Raw genomic sequence first — 19,698 nt, 5'->3', positions numbered from 1 at the left:
TGGTCCGTCAACCGCGACCGCCCCTGCCCCGGCGGCGGCGTCGTGTCCAACTGCAGCGGCATCGCCCAGAACAACTGGCAGTTCACCCAGATCACCGCCACGTTCACCGGGTAGCACACTGCTCGAACTGAGAGGGCTGGCCCTGTAGGGCCAGCCCTCTTCTGTGTCAGGTTCCAAGTCGACAAGCAACGGTCCGCCTGGGACCACCCGGGTCACGAACCCCGATGAATAAACCCGCCGCCGCTTCGCAGGTTTCTTCCATCTTTATCGATGATCCTGTAGCTTCTTTTCATCCCTGTCTGTCGATGCCTGGATCGGAGCTCGCCATGAACCTTTCCGCCGTGCTGTCCCGTGGAGCGGTGGTGTTCGCGCTGCTCGGGGTTGTCGTGCCGTTCGGCGGGCCGGCCGCCGCAGCGCTGCCGGTCGTCGACATGGAGCAGGTCATGCTCGCCGCGCAGGTCGACCCGCCGAAGAGCGGCACCGGGCAGACTCCCGGCGCGGCGGCGAGCGTGCTGGAGGTCGAGCGGGCGCTGTCGGCGAAGGGCTTCCTGGCCTCGGGCTCGGTCGACGGGCACTACGGCACCTCGACCGTCGCGGCGTACGCGGCCTGGCAGCGCTCACTCGGATACTCGGGCCTGGACGCCAACGGGTATCCGGGGCCGTCGTCGCTGACTACGCTCGGCAGCGGCCGGTACACGGTCACCAGGCCGATCAGCACCGGGTCGCGGACCAGCTCGTACGGTGGCGAACGGGTCAACGCCAGGACCCGCGACATGCTCGCCGCGGCCGATGCCAAGCTGTCCTGGAGCATCACGCTCAGCCAGGGGTCCTACACGTCGGCGAACCCGAGCTCGGCCGGTACACATGACGCGGGCGGAGCGGTGGACATCTCGGTCGCCAGTCTGAGCACCACGCAGCGATGGCAGACCGTCCAGGCGCTCCGGACCGTCGGGTTCGCCGCCTGGCTGCGCAATCCGTCGCAGGGAGATTGGCCGTACCACATCCACGCCGTCGCGATCTCCGACACCGACCTGGCCACGGGGGCGGCCAACCAGGTGCACGACTACTACTTCGGCAAGAACGGGCTGGCCAACCACGCTGCGGACGACACGCCGTCGGCCTATCGGGTGGCGTTCACGTGGTGGGAGAAGTATCGACGGTAGCCGTCGCTTCGAAACGGCCGACCCCATCGCGGGGTCGGCCGTTGTTCGTTCAGCCGTACCGCAGGCCCGCCGCGAATACGGCCGGCACCGCGAGCGCGGCGCCCGCCGCGAGCACCGCGCCCAGCGTCACCGTCGCGTCGGTGTGCCAGGCGATCGACGACGTCTACGCGCCAGAGCGGCTGATCCTGACGAACACGTGGGGCCAGTACGTCACCGCCACGAACCAGGGCGACACGACCAAGGCAGCTGAGCTGAAGGCGAAGCTCGAGGAGATGGTTCCGCGGCTGAGCAAGGCGGCCCGCGCCGAGGTCGCGAAGTCGCCGGACGCCGGCCAGCGGGCGGCCCTGGAGCAGTACCTGGACGCGGTATGCCGGCGGGGCGCGGGTGCACCGCTACGTCTCGGATATCGGCATGCTGGTCGAGATGTTCGAGGACGAGGACGGAGTGTTCCGGTCCATGCTCGACGGGAGGGTGCTCGCCGACGACGAGTCGCCGAGCGGGCCGATCGGTGCGGATCCCGCGTGGTTCATGCCGTTCGCGATCGGGCAGGTCGATCCGGAACGCGTGCGGGCGGCGCTACTCGGGTGCAAGGAGTACACCTTCGCCGAAGAGCACCATGACGCGATCCTGAACAGTCTCGGGCTGCCGTTGTACAGATGATGCACCGGACTCCTCCGGCAGATTCGTGGCAGCGGCTCGCCGCGCCGGAGATCGATGAGGGCGAGGCTCCCGGTATGACAGTCCCAACCGGGAGCCTCGCTGTGCTGTCTCGCCCCGGCGCGAGGCAGCGGCCAACGCGCCGGGACACATCACGTCAGGCCGCTACTCGCGTGGGCCGGTACCGCACGGCGACCACCCCCGACCGGAACTCATGGCGATCCACGAGCTCGAGCTGGATGCGCTCCCGCAGACCGGCGAGCAACGTCGGCCCGTGTCCGGCAAGGACCGGCTGCACAACGAACACGTACTCGTCGATCAGTCCCAGATCCGCCAACGCCAGGGGGAGCGTCACGCCACCGACGAACAGGCCCTCGCCCGGCTCCTGCTTGAGCCGCTGAACCGCCTGCCCCAAGTCGTCTCGCACCAGCTCGGCATTCCAATCGACCTCGCTCAGCGTGTTCGACACGACGTACTTCTTCGCCCGGTCGATGGTCTCGGCGAACGGGACCTGCCACTCACCCATCCAGTCCGGCCACGCGCCCGTGGCCGGCCGCCGCCACGCCGACTCCATCATCCCGTAGGTCACCCGGCCGAACAGCAGGGCGTCGGCTCGTTCCATCTCAGCAGCCCAGTAGCGCATCGACTCCTCATCCGGGGCAAGCCCCGCCTCGTGATGACAGCAGCCATCAAGCGTGACGTTGATCGAGTACCGAAGTGGTCTCATCTCGTTTGCTCTCCCTTGATACGCGCAGCGCGTTTTCACCGGTCCGTACTCAGACGGCTGTCGGCGCCATTTCTCATCGGTGCCCGATCCCACCTACTCAACACCGTCGTGGTCGGTGGCCGTCAGCGGTTGAGCACGTTTGATGCAGCTGGGCGACGGGAGGCTGCTACTGCAGCGCCAACCGTACTGCGGTCACGAACTGCCAGAAGGTCGTTGTGGTGGTGTTCTTGCGCTGCGCCCGGGTGTTGGTGGTGAACATCGCGGTCCGCAGCGGGGTGGTGATCTCGAGCTGCACGCCGCCGCCGGCGAGTGTGCGGTTGACGATGTTCGCCGGGTCGTCGCCGTTGAGTGCGGGGACGCCGGCCGCGTCGTACGCCTGGATGCCGGCGGTTGCGAAGCGGGACAGCAGCTGGCTCTTGAGGGTGGTGTCCCGTCCGCCGACCATGACCGCGGCTGCGCTGTCGGCGAGGCCGGCCTGGGCCGGGGTGCAGCCGTGCAGTGAGACGGCGCGCCGAGCGCCGGCGGTCAGCGCGCGGGCGACCGGGTCGTCGCAATGGGTGGACGTGACGTGCAGTGGGCTGTTGTCCGATGCGCGGATGCCCTCGAACATCCAGTAGTCGTAGGTCTGCCCGCCGACCGGTTCGACCGATCCGGTGGCCGGGTGGTAGCCGGCGACGGCCATGCAGAGCTCCGAGGTGCCCGGCTCGATGCCGCCACCGTGCAGGGCGAGCACGACCGTGTCCGGAAACGGGTAGGAGGCCGTGTCGCTGCCGTCCACCGCCTCGTGGCGGCGGTACCGGCGGGCGTAGTCCACACCCTCGGCCAGCGTGGGATCCGCATAGAGCGCCGTGTTCGAGGCGTAGTCGTCGGCGGCATAGGCGGCAGCAGGTGCGAGTGCGACGGCAGCGGCCGGTGCGGCAGCCACGGCACCGATGGCAGCAAGAACCGTGCGGCGACTGATGGTAGTCAAGTCATGCCTCCCCGTGAATATTCGTCTGAGTCGACAGCGTACGTGGCTGATATGGATCTACGACGACGGCGACCTCGTCGTGTGTCACGAACTCGTCCCACCGCGTCAGAGCATTGCGGGCGGCCTGCTCCACCACGGCTCGCTCGGGCTCCTCGCCCGCGAACGCACGCACGTCGTCCATGCTCGCGAAGAACGTGATGGAGGTGAACAGCACTTCCCCGCCGTCGCGACGGCGCAACAGCCGCGCACCGCGGAATCCCGGCACCTGTCTCAGGTGCTCAGCGACGTCGGTCTCGTAATGCTGCTGGTAGTCGTCGGCCGTCGACGGCGAAGCCCAGCCCCGCCATGTCCGTGCGATCATCCTGTACCTGCATTCCAAAGTAGTCGATGCTTGTCCGCACGGGCCAGCCCCGTCCGCCGCGCTCGCCCAAGCCGGCGAACAGCCCGGCGGCACCGCGTTTCGTGTACATCGGCGCCGGCCGGCCCTACGAGCGCCAACCCGGGAGCTTCCGCAGGAACCCGGCTGGCCTGTGATCCTCGGGTCCCGTCTCGAAGCCTGGGCCGTCGTCCTCCCAGGTGGCGTCCGGGTCGTTGCCGCGGGCCCGGGCGCGGCTGATCAGCGCGGCGAACACCGTCCCGCTGAAGACCAGCACGGCGATACCCACGGTGAGCACCCCGGCCAGCGTCGGATGCCACTGGTCGGGCCGCCGGACGTTGGCACATGGCTGCCAACGCGAGTAGTGCACGGTGACGGTGTCGCCGGCCGCGATGTTGTCGAGGTCCGGGAAGACCTTGGTGGTGGCCTCACACCGGGTGCCGTCAGGCAGGACGAACACCGCGGCGTACCGCGGCGGCTGGTCGACGGTCACCGAGCCGACGGTGAGCGGCTGCTGCTCGACCCGCTGCGCGGTGGCAACGGCCTCGCCGCCGTGGGCGTCCTCCCACGTCTGCCACAGCGCCATCCCCAACACGACCGCCAGGAACGTGCCCCAGATCCCCATCAACCAGCGCATGCCTTGAGGTATACACCTGCGTCACGCTCAGCGTGCGCCCGCGGCGGAGCCGTTCGTCCACCTCCCGTAGAGCGGTACGCGCACCGGCTCAGAGTCCGCGACTGCCGTCGATGGCCTCGCGGATGATGTCGGCATGGCCAGCGTGTCGCGCCGTCTCCTGGATCAGGTGGATTGCCACCCAACGCAGGTTCTCGTCAACCAGGTCCGACCGTGCGCATCGCGCGTCGAGGTCGACGCCGGCGACGATCTCCCGAGAGGCCGCGATCTGCTCCAAGTAGTACGCCACAACACTCTCCACCGTGTCATCGCCGGTGAGAGCAAAGGTGGCGTCCTGGCCTTCGTCCACCACCGTCGGCCACTCGTCCGGAAAGCTGCGCCCCGCGAAGATGACCTGAAACCATCTACGCTCCCAGACAGCCGAGTGCTTCAGCAGACCCAGCAACGACAGAGAACTCACGGTCGCAGCCATGCGCGCATCCTTGTCGGACAAGCCGTCGACCTTACGGATCAACGCATCCCGCGCCTGGTCCAGAAAGCCGCACAGAGCATCTCGCTCGGTCGCGGTCGAGAACGTGTCGGTCGCCACGTCCCACACAGTATCGACAGCGGACACGGCTCGCCGACCCCGAAGCTGACTCCGGCCACGCACGCCAGCTCCGCCGTGCCAGCCGTTCCGCTCAGGTCAACACCGGGAACAGCTGGACCGAACTCCGACCGGTTGCGGCCTCGATGAAGTCGACCGGCGACGCCATCCCGGCGAGCAGCCCCGTCGTATGCGCCAAGCCGTCGGGGGGTACGTTCGGCGGCCGGCCAAGCGCGCGTTGAAGGTCGAGCAGGTGCACGGTCGCCTCCATGATGCCGATGCTGACGGCTTCATCGAGGCGCAGGACCGCATCGGCTCGTGAGTTGCATTACCTCATCAGCATTGGACATACACCTGAGTTGCCCTGTTTATGGCCCCGGTACCCGCATAGGGCACCGATCGATACTCGACGCCCACCGAGAACAGCTCCGTTCCCGAGTCGAAGAACTGTGCGAGCCCGTGCGAGCGGTTGAACACCGCGGACTCGATCCGGTCCTGCCAGCCGAACGTCGACAGGTCCTGCCATCCGCAATCGTGGACCTCGCCCCGGGGATACCCGAAGTAGGGCCGATCGTAGAAGCACACCGAGCCCAGCGGGCAGTCGACCGCCCTGCCGCCGGCCACGGTGATCACCACCGCACCATTGTTGTAGCTGACCTTTCCCGGACCCGTCTGCCGTCCCCCGGGATTCGCGGCGAGGTACAGGTCCACCTTGCGCTGCACGTCGGCATCGATGCCTGGGGCGGGGCGCATCCCCGGCAGGAGCAGCATGCCGGCGAGCACCACCAGACACGCGACCCTCCTGAACGCGTCAGCGCGCCGGTGCGCGGCACGCCGGCGCATGACGTCGGCGATCCCGGCCACCGCGTCGATGGACGCCGCCGCGACGAATCGCTCCTCGGCCTCTCGGGCCAGCCTTCCGAACTCCTTCACGCGTCCCCCTCCCCCAGGGCAAGCACAACCGATGGCAGGTCCAGCCCCCGCCGGATCCTCTGCTTATGACTGCGCACCGTCGACTGCGTGATCTTGAGCGCGTCCGCCACGTCGCCGGTACTCAACCCGGACACGCTCAGCACCACCACGGCCCGCTCCTGAACGCTCATCCCATCCAACGCAGCCATCAGGTCATGCGCGAACTCAACCTCGACGTCGAAGGGCACCGCGACAGCCTCCCGCCACCCGCCGAGCTGGATGAGGGTCCTCACCTGGACAGCGATACGCCGCCGAGCACTCAGCGCCTGCTTCCCGGCAACTCCGGCGGCGTACCTGAGGTTGTCATCGAACGTGCGCCCGCGACGCTCGTCCCACCTCTCCACCATCACCAACATGGCCTCTTGAGCGACGTCCCAGGCCAGCTCCTTGTTGCCGGTGATGCACAACGCCCGGAACAGCACCCGGGCGAACGCCTCCTTGTAGAACGCCTCGTAACCCTCGTACCGGCTCACCGCTCCGGCCTGGCCACAACCACCTCAGCGCTCCGGGCCGTACAACTCCACCTGACCGCACACCTCCCCCGCGATTGCCGCGCCACCCGCTCGGCGGCCCGCACCGCCGAAACATGCCGCACCGTTACGAAGACCTCCCGCACCCCGACCCCAACCAACCCCGCAAGCAGAGCCCACACCTGCGCCATCCGGTCTCCGTCCTCCCTGCCGGCACTCCCACGAGCGCGCCCGCAACGTACTCGCGCGACAGCCCGAAAACCGTCCACGCACTACTGGGTGCTGTCCGGGCGGGACCGGCGGCGTTCCATGATGAGCGCTTCGCCGTGTTGGGCAACGCGACGGAACCCGGCCTTCTCCCATGCGCGGATCGCGCGGGCGTTGGTCGCGACGGGGTCGGCGGTGACGCGGGTCCAGTGCAGGTCCTGCAGGAGGTGCCGCGCCAGCGCGTCGGCGGCGTCAGGGCCGTAGCCACGTCCACGCCCGCGGGGTTCGAGGATCAGGTCGATCCCGCCCTCGGACTCGCCGGCGTGCCAGTACTGGGCGTATCCGACCGGCGCGTCGCCGGCCAGGACGATGAAGGACTCGACCTCGGGTCGGCGCCGTCCGATGTACTTCGCGGCCACCTGCTCGCGCGTGAGCGGCGTGTCCGCCCAGTGGTCGATGAAGCCCGGATCGCCGAACCAGCCGGCGAGAAGATCCAGGTCTTCCTCGACGACCGGGCGCAGCCGGACCATGCGGCCGCTGAGGACGCCGTGGTCCTGACTCTGACGCGCCACTTCGAGATTGCATCACACCGCGCCGTGGGAGGAGGGCCGGGCGTGTGGTCACGTGCGGGTGCGCATGAGGACGAACGGGATCACGGCGAGGGCGAGCAGACCGCCGGTGATGCCGAGGGTGGCGTAGCTGGTGGCGGTCATGACCAGGCCGCTGGCGATGCCGCCGCCGGAGCCGGCGAGCGCGATGCACAGGTCGACGTTGCCCTGGATCCTGGCGCGACGGTCGACCGGTGCGGCGTCGGTGATCATGACGGTGCCGGAGACGAGGCCGAGGTTCCAGCCGAGGCCGAGCAGGATCAGGGCGAGGGCGAGCAGCGGGAAGGAGTCGTCGGGGGCGGTGGCCGAGACGACGCCGGCGGCGAGGAGGGTGACGCCGGAGGCGACGGCGACGGGCGGCGGGCAGGCCGGACAGGGCGCTCGCGCCGAGCATCTGCTCGGCGAGCAGCGCGCCGACGGTCACGCCGGCGGCCAGGCTGGCACCGCTGAACACCTGCGATGCCATGACCACGCTCAGGGTCCGCTGGTGCAGCGCCAGCCGGGTCTCGGCGGTGTCGACGTACTCGGTGACGGCCATCGGGCCAGCGGTTCCTTCGTACGGGGCTTCGTGGGATACGGCTTGTATACATCATGTATCCTACGTTCATGAAGAGTCATCAGCAGGCGGCTCGCCTCCGGCAGGCGAGGCAACGCCGCAACCGGCGCGTCGCGATCGCCGCCGGCGCGGTCGTGGCCTTCCTCGGCGTCGTCCTGGCCGCCCAACTCACCGGCGGACGAGCCGGCCCGATCGCAGGCCCGGCCGCGGACCCGTCGTCCCCGGCGGCCTCCGCGAGCGCGGGTGGCGCCCGAGCCGGCGAGTTCGCGTTCGTGCGCCGCCAACACAGCGACCCGATGGCGGTCGGTGCCGTGGACGCGCCCGTGGTCCTGGTGCAGTGGACGGACATGCGCTGCCCGTTCTGCGCCGTGTTCAACCGCGAGACGCTGCCCGTGCTGCAGCGTGAGTACGTGGACACCGGGAAGGTCCGCATCGAGATCCACGACGTCGCGTTCTTCGGGGAGCAGTCCGAGGACGGCGCCGTCGCCGCGCGGGCCGCCGCCGAGCAGGGCCGGTTCTTCGAGTACCTCGCCGCGGCGTACCGCGATGCGCCGGACAAGGGCCATCCCGACCTCCCGCGCGAACGCCTGGTCGCGTTCGCCGAGAAGGCCGGCGTGCCCGACCTCGGACGGTTCACCGCGGACCTGGACGACGCGGGCCTGCGCGCCGCGGCACGGTCGAGCAACAGCGAGGCCGGTCGGCTGGGCGTCACCACCGTGCCGTTCTTCGTCGCCGGCGGCACCTCCCTGTCCGGCGCGCAGCCGATCGCGGTGTTCCGCCAGTACCTGGACGCGGCGATCGCCAAGGCGGGCTGAGCGTGGAACTCGGCCTGCTCGGCGCCTTCCTCGGCGGCGTGCTGACGCTGCTCAGCCCGTGCTCGGCGATGCTGCTGCCGGCGTTCTTCTCCTACGCGTTCGCCGGTCCGGGCCTGCTGATCAGCCGCACCGCCGTGTTCTACCTGGGGCTGATCACGACGCTCGTGCCGCTGGGGGTGCTGGCCGGGACGGTCGGCGCGTTCGTCAACCAGCACCGGGACGCGTTCGTCACCGGCGCCGCGACCGTCGTGATCGGGCTCGGGCTGGTCATGCTGGCGGACATCCCGGTCCCGGGCCTGTCCCGCGGCGGGACGGAGGGCACGTCGGCGGCGTCCGTCTACGCGCTCGGCACGGTGTACGGCCTCGCCGGGGTCTGTGCCGGTCCGCTGCTCGGCGCGGTGCTGACCGTCGCCGCGGTCGGCGGCAACGCCCTCTACGGCGGCGTCGTGCTGCTCGTCTTCGCCGCCGGCATGGCGCTCCCACTGCTGGTCCTGGCCTTGCTGTGGGGGCGCCTGCCGTTCGTGCGCGGGCTGGTCCGGCCCCGCCGGGTCCGCCTCGGGCGGTGGAGCAACACCTGGACCGGAGTCGTCAGCGGCGCCCTGACCGTGGCGATTGGGGTCCTGCTGCTGGTCACCGACGGCACCACGGCGCTGGACGGCATCCTCGGCGCCTCCGACCAGGCCGCGCTGGAGGGCCGGGTGCGGCAGGCGACGGGCGGCGTGCCCGACCTGCTCGTGGCCGTGATCGCGATCGGCGGCGCCGCCGCGACCTGGCTCCTCGTCCGCGCCCGCGCCGCCCGCACGGCCCGCGCGGCCCGCCGGTGAGTCCGCGGCGACGGCCGGTGGATACTGGTCACGCGTACGTCGTGTCACCGTGGAGGAGAGAAGGCCTTGGACGGCAGCCCGAGCGCGGCGGAACGGGCGTACCAGGTGATGCGCGACGGCATCCTCAACGGCGTCCACCCCGCCGGCACCATGCTGGGTGAGGAGTCCCTGGCCGCGGAGATCGGGGTCAGCCGCACGCCGGTGCGGGCCGCGCTCAGCCGGCTGCAGGATGAGGGGTGGATCGTCATCTACCCCAAGCGCGGCGCCCTCGTCCAGGGACTGAGCGAGCGCGCGGTCGCCGACCTCGAGGACGCCCGCCTGATGCTGGAGTCGACCGGGGCGAGCCGGGCGAGCCAGGCGAGCCGCGAGGAGCTGGCCGCCCGGCTGCGCGAGTCGATCGCGGCGCAGCGCCAGGCGTTTCAGGCCCGCGACGTCCGGCGGTTCATCGAGCTGACGATCGGCTTCCACCGCGCGTTCGTGGAGGCCGCGGGCAACGACATCCTGCTGGAGCTCAACGACCGGCTCGCCGACCGCCAGCGGTTCCTGCTGTTCAACAAGGGTGACCGGCTGCTGGCCAGGTCCGACGACATCATCGCCGAGCACGAGGACCTCGTCGAGCGCCTGCGCACCGGTGACACCGCCGGGTTCACGGACGCGCTCCGGCAGCACCTGGCCGACAACTACGCCCCACCGGCCTCGTCCGCCCACGCGGACGGCTCGTCGACCGCGAGATAGCGGTGTGGGCACCGCGAGGCGGCGCCCACACCATGGGGGTTACAGGGTGCGGCCGTGCCAGCGGGACAGGGCGGTGAGGGCGGCGCGGCGGCCGACGGCGGCGCCGGTCTCGTCGGTGTGGCGGTAGTGGACGCCTTCCCAGACGCGGGCGTCGATGTTGTCGCGGGTGAGCTGGTGCCAGGAGGTGTAGCGCAGCGTCACGTCGGGTGCGGCGGTGCTGGTCAGGTCGAACGCCGCGCGGGGCGGGCCGGCCAGGGTGTCGAGGACGGCCTGCGCGGCGCCCGCGTAGGTGGTGTGGCCGCTCGGGTACTCGGGGTGTGCGGGCGTGGCGAGCAGCGGCGTCCACGCCGGGTCGGGGGCGACCGCGCCGGTGCGGATCTCGGTGACCGGGCGCCAGGCCAGGTAGCGGTACTTGGCGCGGTACGTGGTGATCTGCGCGTCGATGGTGGCGGCGTGGAAGACCGCGACGAGCGCGATCCGGTCGGCCAGGGAGCGGCGGGCGGCGCTGTGCGAGCCGTGCGGCGCGAGCGTGGTGCGCAGCGCGCCCGTGTACCCGTTGAGCGACGTCTGCGCCCAGAACCTGGCGACGGCGGTCTGCTGCGCGGTGCGCACGGTGCTCGCCGCGGCGCCGACCGCCCGGATCTCGGCCAGGTCTCGCTGGTGCACGGCGCTGTCCAGGGCTGGCGGCGGGCCGGGCTGCAGCGGCTCGACGTCGCGGACCAGGAACGGCCGGCCGTCGCCCTGGCCGGACTGGACGGGCGCGGCGAACGCGGGCGGCGTCGGCTGCCACACGCCCGGCGCTGCCGGCGGCACGGTGAACGGCCGGTTGACCGAGGCGAGGTCGAGCCCGTCGCCGCCGCGCTCGGCGAGCACGGCGGTGGCGGCGTCGACCCCGGCCCGCACGGCCCGGTCGGCGTGCCGGCCGCCGATCCGTGCGACGGTGGCGGCGAGCGCCGCGTCGAGGGTCGCGGCGGCGGCGGGCGTGATCGTCACGAGCGCGTGGTGGACGGCGGCGGCGAGGGCCAGCTCGCTGCGCGTGGCGGCGACCGCCCGGCCGGCGGCGATCCAGGCGACCGCCCAGGTGCGGCTGTTGGTGACCTGCTGCGGGCCGGCGATGACGCCGACGGTCGCGGCGGTCAGGTCGTACCACTCCAGCAGGGTGTCCACGCGGCCGCCGGCGGCGTCGGCGCGCCCGGGGAGCGTGAGGACGCCGACGGCGCCGGCGCCCGCGGAGGCGAGCAGCAGGCGGCGGGAGAGCATCGATGTCTGCATGCCGCAGACCATAACCCGCCTATTCCTATCGGATCAATGTGTATCTAGCGCGGACCGCCGGCGTACGCGGTGAACCTGGCGAGCGCGGCGAAGTCGTCGACCGCGTCCCGGGCGGCGACCTGCTCCAGTGGATGGCCCTGGATGAGCCGCTTGACCGGCACCTCGAGCTTCTTGCCGGTGCGGGTGTGCGGGATGGCGGGCACGGCGATGACGTCGTCGGGGACGTGCCGCGGCGACGCCTGGGCCCGGATCGCGGCCTTCACCTGCGCGACGAGCGCGTCGGTGAGCGCGGCGTCGCCGGCGAGGACGACGAACAGGACCAGCCAGTAGGCGCCGTCGCCGAGCTCGGCGCCGATGACGAGCGAGTCCCGGATCTGCGGGAGACCGTCGACGACGGCGTAGATGTCGGCGCTGCCGAGGCGCACGCCGTGCCGGTTGAGCGTCGAGTCGGAGCGCCCCGACACCACGACGCTGCCCCGCGAGGTGGTCAGCATCCAGTCGCCGTGCCGCCACACGCCCGGGAAGGCGTCGAAGTAGGCCTCCCGGTACCGCGACCCGTCGGGGTCTCGCCAGAAGTACAGTGGCATCGACGGCATCGATCGGGTCACGACGAGCTCCCCGACCTCGCCGACCACCGGCCGCCCGCAGTGGTCGAACGACGCGAGCGCGACGCCGAGCAGCGGCGCGGAGATCTCGCCCGGCCACACCGGTGTCGTGGGCGCACTGCCGGCGAAGCCGCTGACCACGTCGGTGCCGCCGCTGACCGAGGCCAGCTGCACCCCGGCCCCGACGTGGTCGTGGACCCACTGGTAGGACGCCGCCGACAGCGGTGCGCCGGTCACGCCGACGGTCCGCAGCGCGCCCAGGTCCAGGTCCCGGCCGGGCGCGAGCCTCGCCTGGGCGCTCGCCAGGAGATAGCCGGGGCTGACGCCGAGCGCCGCGACCCGGAACGCGGCGGCGATCTGCCACAGCCGGTCCGGTGAAGGGTGGGTGGGGCTGCCGTCGTACAGGACCACGGGGGCGCCGACGAGCAGCGCCGACGCGACGATGTTCCACATCATCCAGTTGGTGCTGGTGTACCAGAACAGCGGCCGGTCCGGTCCGACGTCCAGGTGCAGCCCGAGCAGCTTCAGGTGCTCCAGCAGCACGCCACCGTGGCCGTGCACGATGCCCTTCGGCAGCCCCGTCGTCCCGGACGAGAACAGCACCCACAGCGGCGCGTCGAAGTCCACCCGGTCGAAGCACGGCTCCGCCGGTGCCGAGACCACGGCTTCCCAGGATTCAGCATCAACGCCGCCGACGGAGAGCGTGGCGCGGACCGTCGGCAGCGCCGCCCGCAGCGCGGCCACCTCGGCGCGCCGGTCGTGCGCCGTGCCGTTCCAGCGGTAGCCGTCGGCGGCGATCAGGACCACCGGCTCCAGCTGCGCGAAGCGGGCCGCGGCGCCCCGCGCCGAATAGTCCTGCGCGCACGCCGACCAGACCGCGCCGACGCTGGCGGTGGCCAGGAACGCCACCAGGGCGTGCGGCGTGTTCGGCAGGTAGCCGACGACCCGGTCGCCGCGGCGCACGCCGGCCCGCCGCAGCCACTGCGCGAGCGCGGCGACCTGCCCGCGCAGCTCGCCCCAGGTGAGCGTGCTCGTCGCGCCGTCCTCCGCGACCGCCGTGACGGCGACCGCGCCGGGCAGGCCGTGCCGCAGCGCGTGCTCGGCATAGTTGAGGCGAGTGCCGGGGAACCAGGTCGCGCCCGGCATCGCGTCGCCCGCAAGGACCGTGCCGGCGGACTATGTCGCGCCCGGCATCGCGTCGCCGGCGAGGACCGTGCCGGGGGTGCCGTCGGCCTGGACGTCGAAGAAGTCCCAGACGGCGGCCCAGAACTCCGGCAGCCGCCGCTCGGAGAACTCCCATAGGTCGCGGTAGCCGCCGAACTCCACCCCGGTCCGCCCGGTCAGGTAGCGGGCGAACCGGGTGATGGTGGCGGCCTCGACCGTCGCCGGGGCGGGCTTCCAGATCGGCTCCATCAGCCGGGCTGGTGGGCGCCGGTCATCAGCTCCGCGAGATCCTCGGGAGCCAGGAACGACGGCGGCGGGGGCGGACCCCACCGGAACAGGCCGCGCGCGCCCTCCCACACCTGCGGGGTCCACAGCGCGTCGTCGACGATGCAGTCGAGGTCGGAGTAGTACTCGGAGAAGTTCCCGGCCGGGTCCCGCAGGTACCAGAAGAAGTTCGACCCGACGTGGTGCCGGCCCAGCCCCCACACGTGCCGCGACGGGTCCTTCTCCAGCATCGCGGTGGCGCCGCGGCCGACCTCGTCGACGTCGTCGACCTGCCACGACGTGTGGTGCAGGAACGCGACCGGCGCCTGCTGCACGAGCACGTTGTGGTGGTCGGTGGAGCAGCGCAGGAACGCCGCCAGGCCGGGGACCGTGTCGCTGACCTTGAAGCCGATGCCGTCGGTGAAGAACCGCTGCGAGAACGCCTGGTCGGTCGAGCCGAGCACGACGTGGCCGAGCTTGCGCGGCCGGACCGGGTGGTCGCGGAGGATGCCCGGTGCGCGTTCGCCGACGCGGGCGTTCACCCCCGGCGTGTTGTACGGCGGAGCGGGCGTGGGCGGCTGCTCGTACCGTGGCGCGATCCCGATCTCGACGGTGACCTCGCTACCGGGGTCAAAAGCACGGACCCCGGTCGCGGTGCGCTCGACCGCGACGTCCAGCGCGGCCAGGGACGACGCGACGCGGTCGAGGTCGTCGGGGTCGTCGGCGCCGACGCCGAGCTGGACCAGCCGGCGACGGTCGCTGTGCACGACGCGCAGCTGCTCCCCGCCGTCCGCGGTGGCGAAGGCATGACCGCCGCCGGAGGCGGTCGGGGTCAGGCCGAAGTCCTCGTAATACGCGGCGGTGGCCGCGACGTCTGGCACGCCCATCACGATCTGGGTCAGCCGGTGCAGAGCCATGTGCGGTCCTCTCAGTTCGTGGCGGCGACGAAACGCTGGCGGAGCTCGCCGATCCCGGTGACATAACTGACGAGCTCGTCGCCGGGCGCGAGGAAACGGGGCGGGGTGCGGCCCATGCCGACGCCGGCCGGGGTACCGGTGAAGAGCACGTCGCCGGGCAGCAGCGGCAGCGCCGCCGACAGCTTCGACACCATCGTCGGCACCGAGAAGATCAGCTCGCGGGTGCGGCCCTTCTGCACCTCCTCACCGTTGACGGAGCAGCCGAGCTCGAGGTCGTCGCGGTCGTCGAGCTCGTCCGGCGTGACCAGCCACGGCCCCGTCGGCCCGAAGCCCGGCAGCGACTTGCCGAGGCTGAACTGCGGGGACGGCCCGGCCGTCTGCCGGACCCGCTCCGACAGGTCCTGGCCGACCGTCAGGCCGGCGACGTGCTCCCACGCCCGCTCCTGCGGCACGTTGCGGGCGGTGGCGCCGATGACGACGACCAGCTCCACCTCCCAGTCGGTGCTGCCGCCGTCGGGCAGCTCGACGGTGGTGACCGGCCCGGTCAGGCACGACGGCCACTTGGTGAACATGACCGTGGGCGCGTCGGGGACGGCGAACCCGGACTCGGCGGCGTGCTTGGAGTAGTTGAGGCCGATGGCGAGGACCTGCCGGGGCCGCGGCGCGGGCGCCCCGAGGTCCTCGACGGCGAACGGTTCACCGGCCGGCAACGGTTCGGTGGCCCAGGCGGTGAAGTCGGCCCACTGCTCGTAGACGGCCTGCGGGTCGGGGCCGAAGCGGCCGCCGCTGGCCCGTTCCACATCGACGGCGCCGGTGCCGTCGGCGGTGACCAGCACGAGCCGGCCCTTGAGATTGGCGATGCGCATGTCGGAAGCTCCAGGTTGTTCAGATGAGCGGGGTGATGGTTTCCTCGACCCCGAGCAGGGCCTTGCCGTACAGCTCGTAGCTGACCTGCGGGGACACGACGGCGTGTCGGGCCGCGGTGGCCGAGTCGCGCCAGATCCGCTGCAGCGGGTTGACGTCGGCGAACGACCCGGCGCCGTGCGCGAACAGCAGGATGTCGATCGCCTTGGTGATGCACTCGGCGACGTAGCCGGTGTCGGAGCGCACCCGGGCGCGGGTCGTGAAGTCCGGGTAAGCACCACGCGCGGCGGCCTCGTCGACATCGGCGGCGGCGCGGTACGCGTGCAGGTGTGCGGTGTCGATCAGCCGCGCCGCCTCGGCGATCTGCAGCTGGAAGCCGACCGACTCGGTCTGCGCGGTGTAGAAGGTGTACGAGATCGGCTTCTTGGGCGCCTTGCCGACCACGTAGTCCAGGGCCGCCCGGCCCATGCCGAGCTGCGGGCCGACGAGGACCAGCGCGAGGACGGGCACCAGCGCGGAGCGGTAGAACGCCTCGGTGTCCAGGTGCTCGCTGGGGTACTCGCCGTTGATGGCGGGCGGGACCAGCAGCACCCGGTGCTCCGGCACGAACACGTCCTCGGCGACGAGGCAGTTGCTGCCCGAGGACTTCATCCCGGCGACGAACCAGGTGTCCTCCAGGCCCAGGTCGGTGCGCGGGATCATCGCGAGGCCCTGGTTGACGACCTCGCCGGACTCGTCGGTGATCGGGATGCCGAGTCCGGCCCAGGTGGCGTGCCAGGAGCCGGAGTTGTAGAACCACTTGCCGGTGACCCGCCAGCCGCCGTCCACCTTCGTGGTGGTGGCGGTCGGTGCCAGTACACCGGAGACCTTGGCATCAGGGTCGGCACCGAAGATCTCGTCCTGCGCCCGCTGCGGCAGCAGGCCGACCATCCAGTTGCACACGTTGGTCAGAGTGAGCACCCAGGCGGTCCCGCCGTCGGCCTCGGCGACCGCGGCGGACACGTCGAGCATCGTGCGCAGGGAGGTCTCGTAGCCGCCGTACCGCTTCGGCACGGCGATCCTGAACAGGCCGGCGTCGGTGAGCGCCTGGATGCTCTCCTCGACCACCCTCCGGTCCCGCTCGCCGGCGGCGGCGTTGCGCTCCAGCAGCGGTCGCAGCTCCTTCGCGCGGGCGACGAGTTCGGCGGCGCTGACGGGTTCGGTGTGCACGGCGGTCATCGAAGCTCCTTGTGGGGTGTTGGTTGCTTCTGTTGGCGTTGGCGGCTCTTGTACGGCGTGTGCCGGGCGGGCGGGTCTGTTCGGTGCGCGCCTTTGTTGGTGTGCGCTCGGCTAGCGCGCGCAGGCGGCGATGCTGTCGGCGATCGGGGGTCTCGGCCGGGCCGCGAAGCGCGAGTGGGTGCCGAAGGTGCGGTACCCGTAGATCAGCGGCGACAGGCCGCTCGACTCGGCGTGCGTGACGAGCCCGACGAGCAGGAGATGGTCGCCGCCCTCCACGACCTGCGACAGCTCGCAGACCGCCCAGGCCGCCGCGGTCTCCAGCCGCGGCAGCCCGTGCGAGGGGTGCCAGTCGGCCTGGCCGAAGCGGTCCGCGTCGCGGCGGGCGAAGAGCAGCGCCAGGTCGTCGTCGGTGTCGCGGAGCACGTTCACCCCGAAGCGGCGGCTGCCGCGGATCCGTGCCAGCAGTGCGGAGCGGCGGTCCAGCGCGACTGTCACCAACGGCGGGCGCAGCGACAGCGACGCGAACGAGCTGACCGTCGCGCCGTGCGGGCCGTCGCCGTCGGCGGTGGTCACGACGGTGACCGGCGCGCACACGCCGGCCATGAGGTCCCGGAAGTCCTGATCCCGCATGACCGCTCCCTTCAAACCACCATGCTGGTTTAGCCAGCTTGGTTCGGGTGCGGTCGCCCGTCAAGTGTTCCGGGCTAAATCAGCATGGTAGTTTTTCGGGACTGGTCCGACCGACGCTGGAGGCGCTGATGGTTGCCGATCCACCCGCCTTGCGCCGCGCCGACTGGGAACGCGCCGCGGCCCCGCGCCGCCCCGAGCAGGCCGCCGAGCGGCTCGCCGCCCTCGCCGCCGCCGCCGAGCCCGGCGCCCGCCTGGGCACGAAGGAGGAGCTCCGCGTCTACTGCGGCGTGTCCGTCGGCACCTTCAACGAGGCGCTGCGCCTCGTCCAGGCCCGCGGCGTCATCGACGTCCGCCCGGGCCGCACCGGCGGCCTCTTCGCCAACCGGCAGTCACCGCTCGTCCGCCTCGGCAACTCGGTCCTCGCCCTCGACGAGGACGCCGCCTCCGTCGCCGACGCCGTCCGCCTCCGCGACGCCCTCGACCCCCTCCTCGTCGAGGACGCCCTGCGCCACGCCGGCCCCACCGACGTCACCGCCATGCGCCGCGAGCTGGACCGCATGCGCGCCGCCGCCGCCGACCTGGACGGCATCGCCTTCATCCACGCCAACTGGGCCCTGCACGCCCGCATCGCCGACGTGACCCCCAACGCCATGCTCCGCTCGTTCTACCTCAGCCTGCTCGAGATCATCGAGTCGCACACCCTCGCCGTGCAGCCCCTGGGCGACCAGGCCCTTCCCGAGTACATCCAGAGCCGCTACGACCTGCACGCCGCCCTCATCGACGCCATCGCCACCCGCGACGAGCACCAGGCCCTCGCCCTCATCCGCGAACACAACATGACCGCCCCCGCCGCCCTGGACCCGACCGGCTGACACCCCGCCACCTGAGGATCGCCGGAATGTACGAGCCCGAACGCGACGCGGGCAGCGTCGCGGCCATGCCCCTGCCCGGCGGCGGCTACGGCGCGTGCCAGGTGACGTCCGGCTCCGCGGTGGCCGCCCTGGCCTGGTGGTCGCCCGCCCCGCCCACCCTCGACGACCTCCGCACCGCCCGCCCCCTGGAGCCGACCCACCACGGACAGGGCGGCCTCCTCATGCACCTCCACGCCACCGCCCACCCGATCCCACCCGAGCTCGAGTGGCTCGGCCACCTCCCGGTCCCCGCCGAACTCCGCGACCCGCCGGCGACCTACGCGGATTGGACCACTCTGCAGCTTGCCGCCGCGGCGCAGCGGCGGTGGGACGCGCTCGTGCCGGCGGCGGCGCGGGCGGTGTACCTGTCGGGCCGCTCCGACGTGCTCGGCGACTTCGGCGCCGGCCTGCTGCAGGTCAGCACGAACGCCCGCCGACTGGACCTCACCGCCCCCGGCGCCGTGCCGCACACCGGCGCGGTCGACTGGCGGGCGCTGGACGGCTTCCCCAGCTGCACCGAGCTGACCTGGTCCGGCGCCGACCGCGGGCTCGCCGCGGCGCTGGCCGCCAGGCCGTGCATAGACACGCTCGTGTGGACGGACGCGCCGTCCACAGTGGACCTGAGCGGCACCGCACTGGCCGATCTGCGGGTGTCCGGCCCGGCGGTCTCGCTGGTGCGGCTTCCGGCCGCGCTGCAGCGCCTCACGCTCGACGGCGCGGGCCTGCCCGGCAGGATCGTCGCGCCGGGCCGGTGCTGGCTCGCGGTCGACGGTGCCGGCGTCGGCACGGTGCTGCCGAGCGGTCTCGACCAGGTGCCGGTGGCGGACCTCCGGGGCGCGGGCACGGTGTCGGTGGCGGGACTTCGCGAAGCGCTGCCCGGACTGCGGTCGCTGCGCGTACGGTGGCAGCGACCGCCAGGAGAGCTCCATGCTGCCGCCGGTCTGGCCGGGCTCGATGGGCTCACCGTCGTCGGGCTCTCCGGCGCGTACGGGCTGCACGCCGACACGCTGCCGGACCTGCCCGGCCTGCGGGTGCTCACCGTCGACGGGCTGCGCGCCTCGGCAGCGGCCGGGCTGCGGCGGCGGCACCGTCGCGGCGGCGTGCGGCTGGCGCTGCGCGGGGCCAGGTCCGACACGTGGCTCGCGGCGAACCTCGACAACCCGTTCCGCGACTGGGCCGACGACCACCCGCGCGCCGCCACCGTCGCGTGCAAGGCATACGCCGACGCGGCACGGGCGATCGCGGCGAACGACGCAGACCCGCGGCAGATCCTGCTCGCCATGGTGGACCGCTTCAACACCATCCACGCGTCGCTGCTCACCCTGGACACACTCCGGCGCGAGCAGGTCGGCGACGCCGTCGCGGCGCTGGCCGGGCGGGCCGGAGTCCCGGCGGACGAGGCGTTCGAGGCGTTCGAGGCGTTCGACTTCTGACGCATGTCTTGAGTCAAGGAACTGGCAGGGTCGGCGTTGGGGCAAGGCGGCCACCGCCCCGCGCGGACGGCGGCATGACCGTGATGCCGATTGCCACTATCGACAGGTGCCCTGAAGGCC

25 protein-coding genes are annotated in these 19,698 nt (G+C 71.9%); 8 read left to right on the top strand and 17 right to left on the bottom strand.

From position 1 onward, the window contains the following. The first annotated feature begins 326 nt into the window (after nucleotides 1-326). Together AB0J72_RS43250 and AB0J72_RS43245 are read left to right on the top strand one after the other, a co-directional pair. On the top strand, nucleotides 327-1,163 hold the full coding sequence (locus tag AB0J72_RS43250; protein ID WP_363410643.1) for a peptidoglycan-binding protein: 837 nt from the start codon (nucleotides 327-329) through the stop codon (nucleotides 1,161-1,163). A gap of 384 nt (nucleotides 1,164-1,547) precedes the next feature. Next, nucleotides 1,548-1,823 carry a hypothetical protein gene (locus AB0J72_RS43245; RefSeq protein WP_363410640.1) on the top strand — a complete coding sequence of 92 codons (276 nt, stop codon included), beginning with the start codon at nucleotides 1,548-1,550 and terminating at the stop codon, nucleotides 1,821-1,823. Between the two features lie 154 nt (nucleotides 1,824-1,977). Here the strand turns inward: AB0J72_RS43245 and AB0J72_RS43240 are convergent, their stop codons facing one another. The 10 genes from AB0J72_RS43240 to AB0J72_RS43195 all read right to left on the bottom strand — a co-directional run bounded on the left by AB0J72_RS43240 (nucleotide 1,978) and on the right by AB0J72_RS43195 (nucleotide 7,583). Then, entirely contained in the window at nucleotides 1,978-2,547 is a 570-nt protein-coding gene (locus AB0J72_RS43240; protein WP_363410637.1) for a dihydrofolate reductase family protein, read from the bottom strand. A 166-nt stretch (nucleotides 2,548-2,713) separates the two neighbouring features. Then, the gene (locus AB0J72_RS43235; protein WP_363410634.1) at nucleotides 2,714-3,472 is read right to left on the bottom strand and encodes a poly-gamma-glutamate hydrolase family protein; all 759 of its coding nucleotides are present in this window, start codon (nucleotides 3,470-3,472) and stop codon (nucleotides 2,714-2,716) included. 46 nt (nucleotides 3,473-3,518) lie between these two features. Further along, a complete protein-coding gene (locus tag AB0J72_RS43230; protein WP_363410631.1) occupies nucleotides 3,519-3,878 on the bottom strand; it encodes an antibiotic biosynthesis monooxygenase in 360 nt (119 codons plus the stop codon). A gap of 124 nt (nucleotides 3,879-4,002) precedes the next feature. Then, nucleotides 4,003-4,530: a hypothetical protein gene (locus AB0J72_RS43225; RefSeq protein WP_363410628.1), complete on the bottom strand. Its 528-nt coding sequence runs from the start codon at nucleotides 4,528-4,530 to the stop codon at nucleotides 4,003-4,005. 88 nt (nucleotides 4,531-4,618) lie between these two features. Then, nucleotides 4,619-5,116, bottom strand: coding sequence for a DinB family protein (locus AB0J72_RS43220; RefSeq protein ID WP_363410625.1), 498 nt, complete (start codon nucleotides 5,114-5,116; stop codon nucleotides 4,619-4,621). A 91-nt stretch (nucleotides 5,117-5,207) separates the two neighbouring features. Next, complete coding sequence (locus AB0J72_RS43215; RefSeq protein WP_363410622.1) at nucleotides 5,208-5,384, bottom strand: hypothetical protein; 177 nt, start codon at nucleotides 5,382-5,384, stop codon at nucleotides 5,208-5,210. Nucleotides 5,385-5,449: 65 nt separating this feature from the next. Next, the gene (locus tag AB0J72_RS43210) at nucleotides 5,450-6,046 is read right to left on the bottom strand and encodes a hypothetical protein (protein WP_363410619.1); all 597 of its coding nucleotides are present in this window, start codon (nucleotides 6,044-6,046) and stop codon (nucleotides 5,450-5,452) included. After that, on the bottom strand, nucleotides 6,043-6,558 hold the full coding sequence (locus AB0J72_RS43205) for a sigma-70 family RNA polymerase sigma factor (RefSeq protein ID WP_363410616.1): 516 nt from the start codon (nucleotides 6,556-6,558) through the stop codon (nucleotides 6,043-6,045). Before AB0J72_RS43205 ends, AB0J72_RS43210 begins: the two co-directional genes overlap by 4 nt. 269 nt (nucleotides 6,559-6,827) lie before the next feature. Then, nucleotides 6,828-7,334 carry a GNAT family N-acetyltransferase gene (locus tag AB0J72_RS43200; RefSeq protein ID WP_363410613.1) on the bottom strand — a complete coding sequence of 169 codons (507 nt, stop codon included), beginning with the start codon at nucleotides 7,332-7,334 and terminating at the stop codon, nucleotides 6,828-6,830. Nucleotides 7,335-7,382: 48 nt separating this feature from the next. After that, complete coding sequence (locus tag AB0J72_RS43195) at nucleotides 7,383-7,583, bottom strand: hypothetical protein (RefSeq protein ID WP_363410610.1); 201 nt, start codon at nucleotides 7,581-7,583, stop codon at nucleotides 7,383-7,385. Between the two features lie 88 nt (nucleotides 7,584-7,671). On the opposite strand from AB0J72_RS43195, the gene AB0J72_RS43190 reads away from it, so the two are divergent. From AB0J72_RS43190 to AB0J72_RS43175, 4 genes are all read left to right on the top strand, one after another. Continuing rightward, nucleotides 7,672-7,980, top strand: a complete 309-nt coding sequence (locus AB0J72_RS43190; protein ID WP_363410607.1) for a hypothetical protein — start codon at nucleotides 7,672-7,674, stop codon at nucleotides 7,978-7,980. Continuing rightward, nucleotides 7,977-8,741 carry a thioredoxin domain-containing protein gene (locus AB0J72_RS43185; protein WP_363410604.1) on the top strand — a complete coding sequence of 255 codons (765 nt, stop codon included), beginning with the start codon at nucleotides 7,977-7,979 and terminating at the stop codon, nucleotides 8,739-8,741. The genes AB0J72_RS43190 and AB0J72_RS43185 overlap by 4 nt, the downstream gene beginning before the upstream one ends. A gap of 2 nt (nucleotides 8,742-8,743) precedes the next feature. Then, on the top strand, nucleotides 8,744-9,565 hold the full coding sequence (locus tag AB0J72_RS43180) for a cytochrome c biogenesis protein CcdA (protein WP_363410601.1): 822 nt from the start codon (nucleotides 8,744-8,746) through the stop codon (nucleotides 9,563-9,565). A 66-nt stretch (nucleotides 9,566-9,631) separates the two neighbouring features. Further along, the gene (locus AB0J72_RS43175; RefSeq protein ID WP_363410598.1) at nucleotides 9,632-10,300 is read left to right on the top strand and encodes a GntR family transcriptional regulator; all 669 of its coding nucleotides are present in this window, start codon (nucleotides 9,632-9,634) and stop codon (nucleotides 10,298-10,300) included. 39 nt (nucleotides 10,301-10,339) lie between these two features. Here AB0J72_RS43175 and AB0J72_RS43170 read toward each other — a convergent pair whose 3' ends face one another. The 7 genes from AB0J72_RS43170 to AB0J72_RS43140 all read right to left on the bottom strand — a co-directional run bounded on the left by AB0J72_RS43170 (nucleotide 10,340) and on the right by AB0J72_RS43140 (nucleotide 17,234). Continuing rightward, on the bottom strand, nucleotides 10,340-11,572 hold the full coding sequence (locus AB0J72_RS43170) for a vanadium-dependent haloperoxidase (protein ID WP_363410595.1): 1,233 nt from the start codon (nucleotides 11,570-11,572) through the stop codon (nucleotides 10,340-10,342). A gap of 44 nt (nucleotides 11,573-11,616) precedes the next feature. After that, the gene (locus AB0J72_RS43165; RefSeq protein WP_363410592.1) at nucleotides 11,617-13,323 is read right to left on the bottom strand and encodes an acetoacetate--CoA ligase; all 1,707 of its coding nucleotides are present in this window, start codon (nucleotides 13,321-13,323) and stop codon (nucleotides 11,617-11,619) included. 30 nt (nucleotides 13,324-13,353) lie between these two features. Then, nucleotides 13,354-13,590: a hypothetical protein gene (locus tag AB0J72_RS43160; RefSeq protein ID WP_363410590.1), complete on the bottom strand. Its 237-nt coding sequence runs from the start codon at nucleotides 13,588-13,590 to the stop codon at nucleotides 13,354-13,356. Further along, complete coding sequence (locus AB0J72_RS43155; RefSeq protein WP_363410587.1) at nucleotides 13,590-14,522, bottom strand: VOC family protein; 933 nt, start codon at nucleotides 14,520-14,522, stop codon at nucleotides 13,590-13,592. The genes AB0J72_RS43160 and AB0J72_RS43155 overlap by 1 nt, the downstream gene beginning before the upstream one ends. Before the next feature lie 11 nt (nucleotides 14,523-14,533). Then, nucleotides 14,534-15,388 carry a fumarylacetoacetate hydrolase family protein gene (locus AB0J72_RS43150; RefSeq protein WP_363410584.1) on the bottom strand — a complete coding sequence of 285 codons (855 nt, stop codon included), beginning with the start codon at nucleotides 15,386-15,388 and terminating at the stop codon, nucleotides 14,534-14,536. Nucleotides 15,389-15,407: 19 nt separating this feature from the next. Continuing rightward, complete coding sequence (locus AB0J72_RS43145; RefSeq protein ID WP_363410581.1) at nucleotides 15,408-16,604, bottom strand: acyl-CoA dehydrogenase family protein; 1,197 nt, start codon at nucleotides 16,602-16,604, stop codon at nucleotides 15,408-15,410. Nucleotides 16,605-16,715: 111 nt separating this feature from the next. Then, entirely contained in the window at nucleotides 16,716-17,234 is a 519-nt protein-coding gene (locus tag AB0J72_RS43140) for a flavin reductase family protein (RefSeq protein ID WP_363410578.1), read from the bottom strand. A gap of 128 nt (nucleotides 17,235-17,362) precedes the next feature. Between AB0J72_RS43140 and AB0J72_RS43135 the strand changes: the two genes are divergently transcribed. Both AB0J72_RS43135 and AB0J72_RS43130 read left to right on the top strand, forming a co-directional pair. Further along, nucleotides 17,363-18,106 carry an FCD domain-containing protein gene (locus tag AB0J72_RS43135; protein ID WP_363410575.1) on the top strand — a complete coding sequence of 248 codons (744 nt, stop codon included), beginning with the start codon at nucleotides 17,363-17,365 and terminating at the stop codon, nucleotides 18,104-18,106. A 26-nt stretch (nucleotides 18,107-18,132) separates the two neighbouring features. After that, nucleotides 18,133-19,578 (top strand): hypothetical protein, encoded by a 1,446-nt coding sequence (locus AB0J72_RS43130; protein ID WP_363410572.1) that lies wholly within the window; start codon nucleotides 18,133-18,135, stop codon nucleotides 19,576-19,578. Nucleotides 19,579-19,698 lie beyond the last annotated feature (120 nt).

This window comes from Dactylosporangium sp. NPDC049742 (assembly GCF_040674675.1).
GTDB lineage: Bacteria > Actinomycetota > Actinomycetes > Mycobacteriales > Micromonosporaceae > Dactylosporangium > Dactylosporangium maewongense.
Note: the sequence above shows the minus strand (reverse complement) of the source record. Positions and strands in the feature narration are given on the sequence as shown.